Genomic DNA, 15,187 nt, shown 5'->3' with positions numbered 1-15,187 from the left:
GAGGGTCTGAAAATTCCGATAAAATTCGACTGAAATTGCTGTTACCGAGACATTCCGGTGTTTAGGCTAATGCTTTCGTAATAATTCAGCCGTTTTGTGTAGACATGTTCGTTCCGAAGTAGAGAGAATCGGGAGCTAGAGATGCAGTTTAGATATGTGGTGACAGGTCTTGCGGTTGTTATGAGCCTTGCCGGTTGCCAACGCACCTCCTACGATTACAACAATAGCGGTCCTAGCGGTAATCCCGGCTATACTCCTCCCTTGCAGGCGCAGCCGGTTCCATCTGTTCAGTCCGGCGCTCTGCCGCCTCCAGGCGGCTCGACACAGTTCCCGACAGCCCCCGCCAATGCCGCATCCGGTGGCACGAACGTGGCGTCTGCTGCTCCTGCAGCGGCCATGGATGTCACCAAGGAAGCCATGGTTGGTAACTGGCGTGTCTCGAATGGCGGCGCGAGCTGTGACATGTTCCTGACATTGACCAACCTTGGCAGCGGTTCGCGTGGCGGCACGCGTGGTTGCGCAGGCGAGCTTTCGTCAATGGGTTCATGGGAAGTGTCGAACAAAATGGTTCAGTTCAAGAACCGAGCTGGCGATACGATCGGTCGCGTCTACAAGACCGGCGATACCCGTTACGACGGCACGACCAACAGCGGTCAGCCACTCAGCCTCAGCCGTTAATTCTGTCACGCGGGCAGCGTCCAACGTTGCTCGCGTCTGAGGCGCTTTCATGAAGCCATTACCAGACTACAATCATAGCGTCGTTGAGCAACTCAACGCATTGACCGCCTCTGGCGAACTGAAGGCCGACGCCGCACAAATGGATGTGGCCGCACAGCTCGACCGTATTCTGACCGATCTCAAAATCCGCAAGCCCGCCAAGAAAAAGAGCGCGCTGGGCTGGATGTTTGCGAAAAAAGCCGGACCCGCTACAGGCGTCAAAGGTCTTTACGTCGAGGGCAGCGTGGGGCGTGGCAAGACGATGCTGATGGATATGTTCTTTCAGCTGGCCCCTGTCGAAAAGAAACGGCGCTGCCATTTCCATGAATTCATGGCTGATGTTCACAATCGCGTCCACGCGCATCGTCAGAAATTGAAGAGCGGCGAAACCAAGCAGGCGGACCCGATCCCGCCAGTGGCCGCACAGTTGCTGGCCGAGGCGGAGCTGCTGTGTTTCGATGAGTTTTCGGTCACGGATATCGCCGATGCTATGATCCTTGCTCGCCTGTTTGCCGAGCTTTTTGCCAATGGCTGCGTGCTGGTGACGACGTCCAACGTCTTGCCCGACAATCTTTACAAGGACGGGCTCAATCGTAGCCTGTTTATGCCCTTTGTCGACTTGCTCCAGCAGCACGTGGTTGTCGTCACGCTGAACAGCCCCACCGACTACCGGATGGAAAAAATCAAAAGCCTGCCCGTCTACGTCACGCCGCTGGATGATGCGTCAGACAAGGCCATGGACATGGCATGGCGCCAGCTGACGGAAGGCCATGCCGTTGCGCCGACGGAAATCGCCATCAAGGGCCGCTCGATCCATGTTCCCCGTGCGGCGGGCCGGGTTGCACGTTTTTCCTTCTCCGACCTTTGTGAAAAGCCGCTCGGTGCATCGGATTTTCTGGCCATTGCCGACCGGTTCGATACGATCTTTATCGACCACATCCCGCTCCTCAGTGCCGATAAGCGCAACGAGACGAAGCGTTTCATCATCCTGGTCGATGCGCTCTACGATCACACGACAAGGCTGTTTGCTTCTGCTGCTGCCATGCCAGAGGATTTGCTGGGCAAGCGAAAGGGTACGGAAGGTTTCGAGTTTGACCGAACGGCGTCGCGCCTGTTCGAGATGCGAAGCGCTGACTACCTCGCTCTGCACAACGAGAAGCGCGCCGCCGCATGACAGTTCTGTTATTTAATTTCTTACGTTTACGTAAGAAATTTATTATCTAAACGATTGAAAATACTTGTATCAAAAGAATCTGTTGCCATTTCGGGCCAATAAAGCTAAGTCGAGTGCGACAATTTAAGGCCGCCATACATCAGCGGCGAAATTGAATTGAAGCTCGAGAGGAAGCATTCGATGTCTCGCAAAAAGATTGCACTTATTGGTTCTGGCATGATCGGCGGCACGCTGGCGCATCTGGCCAGTCTGAAAGAACTGGGCGATATCGTCCTCTTCGACATTGCTGACGGCATTCCACAGGGTAAGGGTCTGGATATTGCCCAGTCCGGTCCTGTTGAAGGTTTCAATGCCAAGCTGACGGGCGCGTCCGATTACGCCGCCATTGAAGGCGCAGATGTCTGCATCGTCACCGCCGGTGTTGCCCGCAAGCCCGGCATGAGCCGCGACGATCTTCTCGGTATTAACCTCAAGGTCATGGAGCAGGTTGGCGCTGGCATCAAGAAATATGCCCCCAATGCTTTCGTGATCTGCATCACCAACCCGCTCGACGCTATGGTCTGGGCTCTCCAGAAGTTCTCCGGTCTGCCGAAGAACAAGGTCGTCGGTATGGCTGGCGTTCTGGACAGCGCGCGCTTCCGCCTGTTCCTCTCCGAAGAATTCAATGTTTCCGTTGAAGACGTCACTGCATTCGTTCTGGGTGGCCACGGCGATACCATGGTGCCGCTCGCACGTTACTCCACGGTTGCTGGCGTGCCTTTGACCGACCTCGTCAAGATGGGCTGGCTCACTGCCGAGCGTCTGGAAGAAATCGTTCAGCGCACGCGTGATGGCGGTGCTGAAATCGTTGGCCTGCTGAAGACCGGTTCTGCATACTATGCACCTGCTGCTTCCGCCATCGAGATGGCCGAATCCTACCTCAAGGACAAGAAGAGGGTTCTGCCTGCTGCGGCCTACCTCTCGGGTCAGTACGGCGTTAACGACATGTATGTCGGCGTCCCGACAGTCATCGGTGCAGGCGGTATCGAGCGCATCATCGAAATCGAACTCAACAAGGACGAGGAAGCTGCCTTCCAGAAGTCCGTCGGCGCGGTTGCGGGTCTTTGCGAAGCCTGCGTCAACATTGCTCCGTCGCTGAAGTAATTGCCTGACGCATCGGCGCAGAACCGAACTCGGTTTTGCAAGGCACGATGCGTAGATTCAATAGTTTAGAGCGTCCTTCTGCGTCTGAGGACGCGGGACGCTCTAAGTGGCTACAAACAGGGATTAATCCATGAATATTCATGAGTATCAGGCCAAGGCTCTTCTGAAGGGCTATGGTGCGCCGGTGGCCGAAGGGGTTGCTATCCTCAAGGTCGAAGAAGCCGAAGCCGCTGCAAAGCAGCTTCCTGGCCCGCTTTACGTGGTCAAGAGCCAGATTCATGCTGGTGGTCGCGGCAAGGGCAAGTTCAAGGAACTCGGCCCTGACGCAAAGGGCGGCGTTCGCCTGGCCAAATCCATCGAAGAAGTCGTTTCCCACGCCAAGGACATGCTTGGCAACACGCTGGTGACAGCGCAGACGGGCGATGCTGGCAAGCAGGTCAACCGCCTCTACATCGAAGACGGCGCAGACATCGACCGCGAACTTTATTGCTCGCTGTTGGTCGACCGCTCGGTCGGTCAGGTTGCTTTCGTGGTTTCCACCGAAGGCGGCATGGACATCGAAGCTGTTGCCCATGACACGCCTGAGAAGATTCACACCATCGCCATCAACCCTGAAACGGGTGTGACGGCTGAAAACGTTGCGGCTATTTCCAAGGCTCTGGAGCTTTCCAGTGCTGCTGCCGAAGACGCCAAGGCGCTCTTCCCAGCGCTCTACAAGGCCTTCGTCGAAAAGGACATGGCTCTTCTCGAAGTCAACCCGCTGATCGTCATGACCGACGGCCATCTGCGCGTTCTCGACGCCAAGATGTCCTTCGATGGCAACGCGATTTTCCGTCACGACGACGTGAAGCTGCTGCGCGACGAAACCGAAGAAGACGCCAAGGAAATCGAAGCCTCCAAGTGGGACCTCGCTTATGTGGCGCTCGATGGCAACATCGGCTGCATGGTCAATGGTGCTGGTCTCGCCATGGCAACGATGGACATCATCAAGCTGTACGGCAAAGAGCCTGCAAACTTCTGCGACGTCGGCGGTGGCGCTGGCAAGGAAAAGGTTGCGGCTGCGTTCAAGATCATCACGGCTGACCCGAAGGTCGAGGGCATCCTCGTCAACATCTTCGGCGGCATCATGAAGTGCGACGTCATTGCCGAAGGCGTTATCGCCGCGGTGAAGGAAGTTGGTCTCAAGGTTCCTCTCGTCGTGCGCCTCGAAGGCACCAATGTCGAGTTGGGCAAGAAGCTTCTGAACGAATCGGGTCTTGCGATTACGGCTGCCGACGACCTGGACGATGCAGCCAAGAAGATCGTTGCGGCGATCAACGGCTAATTGAGGGACTTGAAATAATGTCTATTCTTGTAAACAAAGACACCAAGATCCTCGTTCAGGGTCTGACCGGCAAGACCGGCACCTTCCACACCGAACAGGCGCTTGCGTACTACGGTACGCAGATGGTTGGCGGTATTCACCCGAAGAAGGGTGGCGAAACCTGGACCGGTTCGAAGGGCGAAAGCCTGCCGATCTTTGCGTCGGTTGCCGAAGCCAAGGAAAAGACCGGTGCAGATGCATCCGTGATCTACGTTCCGCCAGCCGGCGCCGCAGACGCGATCATCGAAGCCATCGATGCGGAAATTCCGTTCATCACCTGCATCACCGAAGGCATTCCTGTCATGGACATGGTTCGCGTCAAGGCCCGCCTCGACCGCTCCAGCTCGCGTCTGCTCGGGCCTAACTGCCCAGGCATCATGACGCCGGAAGAGTGCAAGATCGGCATCATGCCGGGCTCGATCTTCCGCAAGGGTTCTGTTGGTATTGTGTCGCGCTCCGGCACACTTACATACGAAGCTGTGTTCCAGACATCCAACGAAGGCTTGGGACAGACGACGGCTGTCGGTATCGGCGGCGACCCGGTCAAGGGCACCGAGTTCATCGACGTGCTGGAAATGTTCCTCGCTGACGAAGCCACGCAGTCGATCATCATGATCGGCGAAATCGGCGGTGCAGCAGAAGAAGAAGCAGCACAGTTCCTGATCGACGAAGCCAAGAAGGGCCGTAAGAAGCCAATGGCTGGCTTCATTGCAGGTCGTACCGCTCCAAAGGGACGTACCATGGGCCACGCCGGTGCTGTCGTTTCCGGTGGCAAGGGCGACGCGGAATCCAAGATCGCTGCCATGGAAGCAGCGGGCATCAAGGTTTCGCCTTCCCCGGCACGCCTTGGCAAGACGCTGGTCGAAGTCCTCAAGGGCTGAGATCGCATCAATTTGGCAGCGGGCAGGGGTCGGAAACGGCAGCCTGCCCGAAGCCGCAAGAAGAAAGACTGACGCCTTAAGGTGAGACCTGATGGCGTGAACGAAAGCGGCAGACCGGAAACGGTCATCAACGGGATTGAGGAGGCGGGCGAATACGTCCGCGAAAACACAATGGCAAGGCAAGAAGCCAACGAGCAGTTTCAGATCACGTCGTTTCTAGACGGCGCGAATGCGGCCTATATCGAGCAGCTCTACGCCCGGTACGAGGAGGATCCGTCCTCCGTGTCTCCAGAATGGCAGAGCTTCTTCAAGGGGCTTTCCGACAATCCCGAAGATGTGAAGGCTGCGGCGAAGGGCGCTTCCTGGAAGCGTTCCAACTGGCCGATTGCCGCCAATGGCGATCTGATTTCGGCGCTGGATGGCAACTGGGCCACCGTCGAAAAGGCTATCGAAAAGAAGGTTCAGGCCAAGGCGGAAGCCAAGGGTGCTGAAACCGGTAAGGCTGTGAGCGAGGCAGAGGTTCTTCAGGCGACACGCGACAGCGTCCGCGCCATCATGATGATCCGCGCCTACCGCATGCGCGGCCACCTGCATGCCAAGCTCGATCCGCTGGGCATTGCCAGCGCGGTTGAGGATTACAACGAGCTGTCGCCGAAGTCCTACGGCTTCGAGGAAAGCGACTACGACCGCAAGATTTTCATCGATAACGTCCTTGGCCTCGAATATGCCAGCGTGCGCGAAATGATCGAGATTCTCGAGCGCACCTATTGTTCGACGCTTGGCGTCGAATTCATGCATATGTCGAGCCCGGAAGAAAAGGGCTGGATTCAGGAACGTATCGAAGGCCCGGACAAGGGCGTTGCCTTCACAGCTGAAGGCAAAAAGGCGATCCTGTCCAAGCTGGTCGAAGCCGAAGGCTATGAGCAGTTCCTCGACGTTCGCTTCAAAGGCACCAAGCGTTTCGGTCTCGATGGCGGCGAATCGCTGATCCCGGCGCTGGAACAGATCATCAAGCGTGGCGGCCAGGACGGTCTGGAGGAAGTCGTTCTCGGCATGGCCCACCGTGGCCGTCTGAACGTTCTGACGAACGTCATGGGCAAGCCGCACCGCGCCGTGTTCCATGAGTTCAAAGGCGGTTCGTTCAAGCCTGACGATGTCGAAGGTTCTGGTGACGTGAAGTACCACCTGGGTGCGTCTTCCGACCGCGAATTCGATGGCAACAAGGTTCACCTGTCGCTGACGGCCAACCCGTCGCACCTTGAAATCGTCAACCCTGTCGTCATGGGCAAGGCCCGCGCCAAGCAGGACCAGCTTGCCAAGTCGTGGGATGGCGATACCATTCCATTGTCCGAGCGTGCCAAGGTTCTGCCACTGCTGCTGCACGGCGATGCCGCTTTTGCCGGTCAGGGCGTGGTTGCTGAAATTCTCGGCCTGTCCGGTCTGCGCGGTCACCGCGTTGCCGGTACCATGCACTTCATCATCAACAACCAGATCGGCTTCACGACCAATCCGGGCTTCTCGCGCTCGTCGCCTTATCCATCCGACGTTGCCAAGATGATCGAAGCGCCGATCTTCCACGTCAATGGTGACGATCCGGAAGCGGTGGTCTATGCGGCCAAGGTTGCGACCGAATACCGTATGAAGTTCCACAAGCCTGTCGTCATCGACATGTTCTGCTATCGCCGCTTCGGCCACAACGAAGGCGACGAGCCGTCCTTCACGCAACCGAAGATGTACAAGGTCATTCGCGCGCACAAGACCGTTGCGAATATCTATGCGGAGCGCCTGATTGCCGAAGGTCTGTTGACCGAAGGCGAATTCGAAAAGATGAAGGCCGATTGGCGCGCCAATCTGGAGCAGGAATTCGAAGCCGGCCAGAGCTACAAACCGAACAAGGCCGACTGGCTGGACGGTCAGTGGTCCGGTCTGCGTGCCGCCGACAATGCCGATGAGCAGCGTCGTGGCAAGACCGGCGCTCCGATGAAGCAGCTCAAGGAAATCGGCCGCAAGCTGTCGACCATTCCTGAGGGCTTCAAGGCGCACAAGACCATTCAGCGTTTCATGGAAAACCGCGCCAACATGATCGAGACCGGCGAAGGTCTGGATTGGGCGATGGCGGAAGCCATGGCATTCGGTTCGCTGGTCGTAGACGGTCACAAGATCCGTCTGTCCGGTCAGGATTGCGAACGCGGTACCTTCTCGCAGCGCCACTCGGTCCTCTACGATCAGGAGACGGAAGAGCGCTATATTCCGCTGGCAAACCTTGCGCCAACGCAGGCTCGCTACGAAGTTATCAACTCCATGCTGTCTGAAGAAGCTGTTCTCGGTTTCGAATATGGCTACTCGCTGGCCCGCCCGAATGCGCTGACGCTGTGGGAAGCCCAGTTCGGTGACTTCGCCAACGGTGCGCAGGTCGTGTTCGACCAGTTCATCTCGTCGGGTGAACGCAAGTGGTTGCGTATGTCCGGTCTCGTCTGCCTTCTGCCGCATGGCTATGAAGGTCAGGGCCCGGAACATTCGTCCGCTCGTCTGGAACGCTGGTTGCAGATGTGCGCCGAAGACAACATGCAGGTCGCCAACGTTACGACGCCGGCTAACTACTTCCACATCCTGCGCCGTCAGGTGAAGCGCGACTTCCGCAAGCCACTGATCCTGATGACGCCGAAGTCTCTGCTGCGCCACAAGCGTGCGACGTCTTCGCTGACCGAACTGGGTGGCGAGTCCTCCTTCCACCGTCTTCTGTGGGACGATGCGGAGGTCATCAAGGACGGTCCGATCAAGCTCCAGAAGGATTCGAAGATCCGCCGCGTCGTGCTCTGCACCGGCAAGGTCTATTACGATCTTCTCGAAGAGCGCGAAAAGCGTGGCATCGACGATGTCTACCTGCTGCGCATCGAACAGCTTTATCCGTTCCCGGCCAAGGCGCTCATCAACGAGCTGTCCCGCTTCCGCAATGCCGAGATGGTCTGGTGCCAGGAAGAGCCGAAGAACATGGGTGCGTGGTCGTTCATCGACCCTTATCTGGAATGGGTTCTGGCGCATATCGATGCCAAGTACCAGAAGGTCCGTTACACGGGTCGTCCGGCTGCTGCATCGCCTGCAACGGGCCTGATGTCCAAGCACCTCGCGCAGCTCGCGGCATTCCTGGAAGACGCGCTGGGAGAGTGAAATCTCTCCCACACGCACCCTCGCAAAACAGATATCTGATGAAACGGAACTAGATCATGGCCACTGAAATCCGCGTACCAACCCTCGGCGAGTCCGTCAGCGAAGCAACTGTCGGAACATGGTTCAAAAAGGTTGGCGATACCGTCAAGGCCGATGAGCCGCTGGTAGAACTGGAAACCGACAAGGTAACCGTTGAAGTTCCAGCTCCTGCCTCGGGCGTGTTGACAGAAATCGTCGCACAGAACGGTGAAACGGTTGGTCTCGACGCTCTTCTCGGCCAGATCGCTGAAGGTGCTGCCGGCACCGCTTCGGCTGCGCCCGCCGCTGCACCGGCAAAGGCTGCCGAACCTGCCGCCGCTGCCCCGTCACCTGCTGTGTCCGCTGCTCCTGCTGCAAGCTCCATGCCGCCAGCACCGGCTGCCGGAAAGCTGCTGGCTGAAAACAACCTCTCTGCCGATCAGGTCGATGGTTCCGGCAAGCGTGGACAGGTTCTGAAGGGTGACGTTCTGGCCGCTGTTGCCAAGGGTACGTCGGCTCCAGCCGCTGCCCCTGCTGCCGTTGCAGCACCTCGTCCGGTTTCTTCCGAAGGCGATGCCGTTCGCGAAGAGCGCGTGAAGATGACGCGCCTGCGCCAGACCATTGCCCGCCGCCTCAAGGATGCGCAGAATACAGCCGCCATGCTGACCACTTACAACGAAGTGGACATGACGGCGGTCATGGAACTGCGCAATCGCTACAAGGACGTGTTCGAGAAGAAGCACGGCGTCAAGCTCGGCTTCATGGGCTTCTTCACAAAGGCCGTGACCCACGCGCTGAAGGAACTGCCAGCGGTTAACGCTGAAATCGACGGCACCGACATCATCTACAAGAACTATTGTCACGTCGGCATGGCTGTCGGCACTGATAAGGGCTTGGTCGTGCCGGTCATCCGTGATGCCGACCAGCGCTCCATCGCAGGCGTCGAGAAGGAACTGGGTCGTCTTGCCAAGGCAGCCCGCGACGGCTCGCTCGGCATGGCCGACATGCAGGGCGGCACCTTCACCATCACCAACGGTGGTGTCTACGGTTCGCTGATGTCCTCGCCGATCCTGAACGCGCCGCAGTCCGGTATTCTTGGCATGCACAAAATCCAGGAGCGTCCGGTCGCCATCGGCGGTCAGGTCGTTATCCGTCCGATGATGTATCTGGCCCTGTCCTACGATCACCGCATCGTGGATGGCAAGGAAGCCGTGACCTTCCTCGTTCGCGTCAAGGAAAGCCTTGAGGATCCTGAACGTCTGGTTCTCGATCTCTGATCGAACTTGCTTTTTCGGTCAGCGGGGTTTCAAGTGAAATCCCGCTGAAATTGTCTCAGGAGCTTGCTCGTGCAACCCACTTTCCTCGCCGCATCGCCGTTTTTGCCCCTCGTAGGGGTCAGTGTGCTCATTCTGATGGTGCACATCGCGCTGCAGGCCATGATCGCGACGAAAGAGCTTGGAAGCAGCTGGAATGCCGGTCCGCGTGACGACGGCAAAAAACCGCAGGGCAAGCTGGCTGGCCGTGCAGAGCGCGCAGCCTCGAATTTTCTCGAAACTTATGTCGCCTTTATCGCTCTGGCCTTCGGCGCCATTATGGCGGGTGATCCTGCTGGGATTGCCTTGATTGGTGCATGGATTTGGGTTGTCTGCCGCATCGTCTATATCCCGCTATATCTGGCGGGCATCCCCTATGTCCGGTCGCTGGTCTGGATCGGCTCCATGATCGGGCTTCTGCTCATGCTGTTTGTCTTGTTGTTCTGAGGACAGTCGATGCACCAATATCTCATTGAACTTGCATCACTCATGGCGATCTTCGCTTTCGCCATCGTGTCCCCAGGCGCCGATCTCGCCATGGTCATGCGCCAGGCGATGACGCACGGACGCCGTGAAGCCATTATCACCAGCTTTGGTGTCGGCACCTCGCTGATGTTCCATGTGACCTATACGATCCTTGGGCTCGGCCTGATCATCTCGCAGTCGATCTACCTCTTCAACATCGTCAAATGGCTCGGCGTCGCCTATCTGATTTATATCGGGATCAAGGCTTTGCGGGCTGGCAAGATGGAGATGCCAGAGGCCGATGGCGCTGAGCTGGTTCAGCAGAAACGTCAGTCCGGCGTGAAGGCTTTCACGTTGGGCTTTGCCGCCAATGCGCTCAACCCGAAGCCGGTTTTCTTCTTTTTGTCGATCTTCTCGACTGTCGTTCATGCGCATACGCCGGTTCCGATCAAGTTCGGCTATGGCTTCGTCATGGCTAGCTGCCTCATCCTCTGGTTCGTCGGTGTCAGCATGTTCATGACAACGCCGCGCATGCGCGCAGCCTTTTCTCGCGCCAGCCAGTGGATCGACCGCACCAGCGGCGTTGTGTTCATCGCGCTCGGCATCAAGCTGGCCACGGAAAAGTCTGCTTGACGCGGCAGCCTGGAGGGATGAGCGCAATGACAGATGGCCCCGTTCTCGTTGTGACAGGTGGCAGTCGCGGTATAGGTGCTGCCGTCGCGCTGACAGCGGCGCAGCGTGGATGGCGTCTGTTGATCAATTATGTGTCCAACGAAGACGCCGCGCGCGCCGTTGCGGATAAGATCGTTTCCGACGGTGGTGTCGCCCGCATCGTGCAGGGCGACACGGGAACCGAGGACGGCATTGCTGCAATTTTCAATGCCGTCGATAAGGATTTTGGGCAGATCGACGGTCTTGTCAACAATGCTGGTGTGGTCGACAAGACTGCACGTGTCGACGAGTTTTCGCGGGAGCGGCTTGACCGTATGTTTGCGATCAATGTGATCGGAAAAATCCGCTGCGCATCTGAGGCGGTGAGACGAATGTCTACTGTCCACGGTGGAAACGGCGGCTCGATCGTCAATATTTCCTCGGCGGCTGCGGTTCTGGGCAGCGCGGGCCAATATGTGGATTATGCTGCCTCGAAAGGCGCGGTCGATACATTTACCATTGGTCTTGCCCGCGAAGTCGCGAATGAAGGTATCCGTGTGAATGCCATCCGGCCCGGCATCATCGACACCGATATTCACGCCTCAGGTGGATTACCGGATCGCGCAAGAGATTTGGCACATTTGGTGCCGATGCAACGCCCCGGGACAGCGCAGGAAATTGCGGATGCGGTTTTATACCTGCTTTCGCCCGAAGCTTCCTATGTCACGGGAGCGATATTGAATGTGAGTGGCGGCAGATAGACGCCAATAATGAAGGAAAAAATGATGGCATATGATGTAGTTGTAATCGGCACAGGCCCCGGCGGATATGTTTGCGCGATCAAGGCGGCTCAGCTTGGTTTGAAAGTTGCCGTTATCGAAAAGCGCGCGACCTATGGCGGTACCTGCCTGAACGTTGGCTGCATTCCATCCAAGGCGCTGCTGCACGCCTCGGAAGTCTTTGCGCATGTGGCCCATGGCGTTGACAGCCTTGGCATCGAGGTTGCAGCTCCGACCTTGAACCTCGACAAGATGATGGCGCATAAGGACGGCGTGGTGAAAGCCAATGTCGATGGCGTTTCCTTCCTGTTCAAGAAGAACAAAGTCGACACCTTCCAGGGTCTCGGCAAGGTCGTGTCTGCCGGTAAGGTTTCTGTGACCAACGATGCGGGCGAGGTTCAGGAAATCGAAACCAAGCACATCGTCATCGCAACCGGTTCGGACGTTGCGGGCATTCCGGGCGTGCAGGTCGATATCGACGAGCAGGTGATCGTCTCCTCCACGGGCGGCATTGCTCTGACCAAGGTTCCGGAAAAGATGATCGTCGTCGGCGGTGGTGTCATCGGTCTCGAGCTCGGCTCGGTCTGGTCGCGTCTGGGTGCAAAGGTTACGGTCGTCGAATATCTCGACAATATTCTCGCTGGCATGGATGGCGAGCTGTCCAAGCAGGCGCAGCGTCTGTTCGCCAAGCAGGGCATCGACTTCAAGCTGGGCGCGAAGGTGACCGCTGTCGAAAAATCTGGCGATGGCGCCAAGGTTGTGTTCGAGCCGGTCAAGGGCGGTGCAGCTGAAACGCTCGATGCCAATGTCGTGCTGATTTCCACAGGCCGCAAGCCATTCACCGAAGGTCTTGGTCTGGCGGAAGCGGGCGTCGTGCTGGATAGCCGTGGCCGCGTCGAGATCGACGGTCACTACAAGACCAATGTGGAAGGCATCTACGCCATTGGCGACGTGGTCAAGGGTCCTATGCTGGCGCATAAGGCTGAAGACGAAGGCGTGGCGCTGGCGGAAATTCTCGCCGGTCAGCACGGTCATGTGAACTACGATGTCATTCCGGGCGTCGTCTACACCCAGCCGGAAGTCGCCTCCGTCGGCAAGACGGAAGAGGAACTGAAGGCTGCCGGTATCGAATACAAGGTCGGCAAGTTCCCCTTCACCGCCAATGGCCGCGCTCGCGCCATGCAGGTTACGGATGGTTTCGTGAAAATCCTCGCTGACAAGGAAACGGATCGCGTTCTCGGCGGTCACATTCTTGGCTTCGGTGCTGGCGAATTGATCCAGGAAATTTCCGTGCTGATGGAATTCGGCGGCTCTTCGGAAGACCTCGGACGCACCTGCCACGCGCATCCGACCATGTCGGAAGCGGTGAAAGAAGCAGCGCTCGCCACCTTCTTCAAGCCGATCCACATGTAAGATCTGATTTCCAGCAAAAGGCCGCAGGCCCGTTTCCGGGCTGCGGCCTTTTTTGTGTCTGATCGCAAGATCTAGACGCGGATGGCGTGCAGGTATTGGAAGTGCCTGTCATACTGCGCCAGCACGTCCTGAATGAGCTCTTCCTTGGTAAAGCCCATCACATCGTAATCCTGGCCGCCATCGGACAGGAACACCTCTGCGCGGTAATAGTGCTCGGCTCTCTTGCGGCTGGATTGGCTCTCGAAGAAGCTGTAGCCCGGCGTTTCGTAGCGACGCATGCGGATGCCATAGATGAACTCTTCCGCTTCGCCCGGCGTGACGGTGAGCTTCAGCCTGTCGTCCTTATTGTCCAGCTGCGAATTGAGAGAGCGTTTTTCAAGCTCAAGCGCGACAGCTTCCAGTGCTGGCGTCGCTGTTTCCTGCATGAAACGTTCCGTTTCCGCCTTTCCGGGGTGGTTGAGAATACCCTGCAACTGCCTTTGCCAGCTAGCCGATTGACGGGGCCTCAAGCTCTGGACGAGCGCGTTTTGGCGCAGGCCCTCGCGTTGCAGACCTTTCCACAGGCCCCAGCACATCAGCAGCATGACGAAGGTGAAGGGCAGGGCTCCGGCAATGGAGGCTGTCTGAAGCGCATCAAGACCGCCTGTCGAAAGCAGGATCGCGCCGATGACGCCGGATATGATGGCCCAGAAGACACGCCGCGCTGTCGGTCCGTCTTCACGACCGCCGGAGGTCAGCGTATCAATGACGAGGGCTGACGAATCCGCCCCGGTGACGAAGAAGAACACAATCAGCGCCATGGCAAACCACGACACGTAGACGCCAAGCGGAAACTGTTCGAGGAACACGAAGAGTGCGAGTGTCACATCGTTGGCCACTGCGTCCGATACGGCGGTCGTTGCGCCGGTCAGATGCATGGAAAGTGCCGTGTCACCGAACACCGTCATCCAGGCAAAGCTGAAACCGGCTGGCACCAGCAGCACACCGGCAATGAATTCACGGATGGTGCGGCCACGGGAAATGCGGGCGATGAACATGCCGACGAAGGGCGACCAAGCAATCCACCAGCCCCAATAAAACAGCGTCCAGTCGCCCAGCCATTCGCTCGGTCCCTTATCGGGCGCATAGGCATACATATAGAAGGTGCGCAGCACGAAGTGGTCGAGATAAGCGCCAAGGTTCTGCACAAAGGCGCGCAAAAGGAAGGTCGTCGGGCCCATGACGAAGACGAACAGCATCAAGGCAACGGCCATCAGCATGTTCAGGTTCGAGAGAAACTTGATACCTTTGTCGAGACCCGTCGCGACCGACACGGTGGCCATGCCGGTGATGACGACGATCAGCGGCAGCTGTATCCAGAAACTGATCGGCCAGCCAAGAACGTGGTTGAAACCGGCATTGACCTGAAGCACGCCCAGACCAAGCGATGTCGCGACACCGAACAGCGTACCGATAACGGCGAAGATGTCGACGGCATTGCCGATCGGCCCATAGATGCGGTCACCAATCAGCGGATAAAGCGCCGAGCGCATGGTGAGTGGCAGGCCATGGCGGAAAGAGAAATAAGCAAGCGACAGGCCGATGACGGCATAGACCGCCCAGGCGTGTAGGCCCCAGTGGAAATAGCTGATTTCCATGGCGGTGCGGGCCGCATTGATGGTCGCTGGATCACCCGTCGGTGGTGCGGTGAAATGTTTGACCGGCTCTGCCACACCAAAAAACACAAGACCGATGCCCATGCCTGCGGCAAACAGCATGGAGAACCACGCGCCGTAGCTGTAATCCGGCTCTGAATGATTGGGACCGAGCTTGATTTTTCCATGGCTGGAAAAGCCCAGATAGAGCATGAAGATCAGAAAGATGGCGACAGACAGAAGATATATCCAGCCCAGTTCGGTGACGATCCACGACTGAACAGAGCTGAAGACGGCAGCAGACCCTTCCGGTGCGATCACGCCGGCGATGACGAAGGCCAGCGTCAACGCAACGGACCATATGAACACAGGTTTGTTGACACCTTCGGTCAAACCGACGGGTTTTTGGGCGGGCGGTTGGTCTTCAGCCATGTCTGTTCCCCTCGTGAAATTCGTGCATTTGCGAAC

The 15,187-nt window shown here is 57.7% G+C and carries 12 protein-coding genes; 11 read left to right on the top strand and 1 reads right to left on the bottom strand.

Annotation, left to right across the window (positions count from 1 at the left end; all coding sequences use genetic code 11):
- The first annotated feature begins 141 nt into the window (after positions 1-141).
- From ASF29_RS22545 to lpdA, 11 genes are all read left to right on the top strand, one after another.
- Positions 142-678 carry a protease inhibitor Inh/omp19 family protein gene (locus tag ASF29_RS22545; RefSeq protein ID WP_062452917.1) on the top strand — a complete coding sequence of 179 codons (537 nt, stop codon included), beginning with the start codon at positions 142-144 and terminating at the stop codon, positions 676-678.
- Between the two features lie 49 nt (positions 679-727).
- Positions 728-1,891 (top strand): cell division protein ZapE, encoded by a 1,164-nt coding sequence (zapE, locus tag ASF29_RS22540; RefSeq protein ID WP_062452916.1) that lies wholly within the window; start codon positions 728-730, stop codon positions 1,889-1,891.
- Between the two features lie 180 nt (positions 1,892-2,071).
- Positions 2,072-3,034 (top strand): malate dehydrogenase, encoded by a 963-nt coding sequence (gene mdh, locus ASF29_RS22535; RefSeq protein WP_062452915.1) that lies wholly within the window; start codon positions 2,072-2,074, stop codon positions 3,032-3,034.
- 130 nt (positions 3,035-3,164) lie between these two features.
- Complete coding sequence (gene sucC, locus ASF29_RS22530) at positions 3,165-4,358, top strand: ADP-forming succinate--CoA ligase subunit beta (RefSeq protein WP_062452914.1); 1,194 nt, start codon at positions 3,165-3,167, stop codon at positions 4,356-4,358.
- Positions 4,359-4,375: 17 nt separating this feature from the next.
- Positions 4,376-5,278, top strand: a complete 903-nt coding sequence (gene sucD, locus ASF29_RS22525; protein ID WP_062452913.1) for a succinate--CoA ligase subunit alpha — start codon at positions 4,376-4,378, stop codon at positions 5,276-5,278.
- Between the two features lie 171 nt (positions 5,279-5,449).
- Positions 5,450-8,446, top strand: coding sequence for a 2-oxoglutarate dehydrogenase E1 component (locus ASF29_RS22520; RefSeq protein WP_062453135.1), 2,997 nt, complete (start codon positions 5,450-5,452; stop codon positions 8,444-8,446).
- A gap of 56 nt (positions 8,447-8,502) precedes the next feature.
- Entirely contained in the window at positions 8,503-9,741 is a 1,239-nt protein-coding gene (odhB, locus tag ASF29_RS22515; RefSeq protein ID WP_062452912.1) for a 2-oxoglutarate dehydrogenase complex dihydrolipoyllysine-residue succinyltransferase, read from the top strand.
- 69 nt (positions 9,742-9,810) lie between these two features.
- Positions 9,811-10,224: an MAPEG family protein gene (locus ASF29_RS22510; RefSeq protein WP_062453134.1), complete on the top strand. Its 414-nt coding sequence runs from the start codon at positions 9,811-9,813 to the stop codon at positions 10,222-10,224.
- Between the two features lie 9 nt (positions 10,225-10,233).
- Complete coding sequence (locus tag ASF29_RS22505; RefSeq protein WP_062452911.1) at positions 10,234-10,875, top strand: LysE family translocator; 642 nt, start codon at positions 10,234-10,236, stop codon at positions 10,873-10,875.
- A gap of 26 nt (positions 10,876-10,901) precedes the next feature.
- On the top strand, positions 10,902-11,654 hold the full coding sequence (locus ASF29_RS22500; protein WP_062453133.1) for an SDR family oxidoreductase: 753 nt from the start codon (positions 10,902-10,904) through the stop codon (positions 11,652-11,654).
- 24 nt (positions 11,655-11,678) lie between these two features.
- Positions 11,679-13,085 carry a dihydrolipoyl dehydrogenase gene (lpdA, locus tag ASF29_RS22495; RefSeq protein WP_062452910.1) on the top strand — a complete coding sequence of 469 codons (1,407 nt, stop codon included), beginning with the start codon at positions 11,679-11,681 and terminating at the stop codon, positions 13,083-13,085.
- A gap of 71 nt (positions 13,086-13,156) precedes the next feature.
- Here the strand turns inward: lpdA and ASF29_RS22490 are convergent, their stop codons facing one another.
- The gene (locus ASF29_RS22490) at positions 13,157-15,151 is read right to left on the bottom strand and encodes a BCCT family transporter (RefSeq protein ID WP_062452909.1); all 1,995 of its coding nucleotides are present in this window, start codon (positions 15,149-15,151) and stop codon (positions 13,157-13,159) included.
- Positions 15,152-15,187 lie beyond the last annotated feature (36 nt).

The sequence above is a fragment of the Rhizobium sp. Leaf262 genome (assembly GCF_001422245.1).
Lineage (GTDB): Bacteria > Pseudomonadota > Alphaproteobacteria > Rhizobiales > Rhizobiaceae > Agrobacterium.
This window is presented reverse-complemented; position numbering and strand designations above follow the sequence as displayed.

What these genes read in the sequence shown, in the direction of transcription:
- ASF29_RS22545 (WP_062452917.1), top strand. Translation starts at nt 142, where the DNA reads ATGCAGTTTAGATATGTGGTGACAGGTCTTGCGGTTGTTATGAGCCTT.
- zapE (WP_062452916.1), top strand. Translation starts at nt 728, where the DNA reads ATGAAGCCATTACCAGACTACAATCATAGCGTCGTTGAGCAACTCAAC.
- mdh (WP_062452915.1), top strand. Translation starts at nt 2,072, where the DNA reads ATGTCTCGCAAAAAGATTGCACTTATTGGTTCTGGCATGATCGGCGGC.
- sucC (WP_062452914.1), top strand. Translation starts at nt 3,165, where the DNA reads ATGAATATTCATGAGTATCAGGCCAAGGCTCTTCTGAAGGGCTATGGT.
- sucD (WP_062452913.1), top strand. Translation starts at nt 4,376, where the DNA reads ATGTCTATTCTTGTAAACAAAGACACCAAGATCCTCGTTCAGGGTCTG.
- ASF29_RS22520 (WP_062453135.1), top strand. Translation starts at nt 5,450, where the DNA reads ATGGCAAGGCAAGAAGCCAACGAGCAGTTTCAGATCACGTCGTTTCTA.
- odhB (WP_062452912.1), top strand. Translation starts at nt 8,503, where the DNA reads ATGGCCACTGAAATCCGCGTACCAACCCTCGGCGAGTCCGTCAGCGAA.
- ASF29_RS22505 (WP_062452911.1), top strand. Translation starts at nt 10,234, where the DNA reads ATGCACCAATATCTCATTGAACTTGCATCACTCATGGCGATCTTCGCT.
- ASF29_RS22500 (WP_062453133.1), top strand. Translation starts at nt 10,902, where the DNA reads ATGACAGATGGCCCCGTTCTCGTTGTGACAGGTGGCAGTCGCGGTATA.
- lpdA (WP_062452910.1), top strand. Translation starts at nt 11,679, where the DNA reads ATGGCATATGATGTAGTTGTAATCGGCACAGGCCCCGGCGGATATGTT.
- ASF29_RS22490 (WP_062452909.1), bottom strand. Translation starts at nt 15,151, where the DNA reads ATGGCTGAAGACCAACCGCCCGCCCAAAAACCCGTCGGTTTGACCGAA.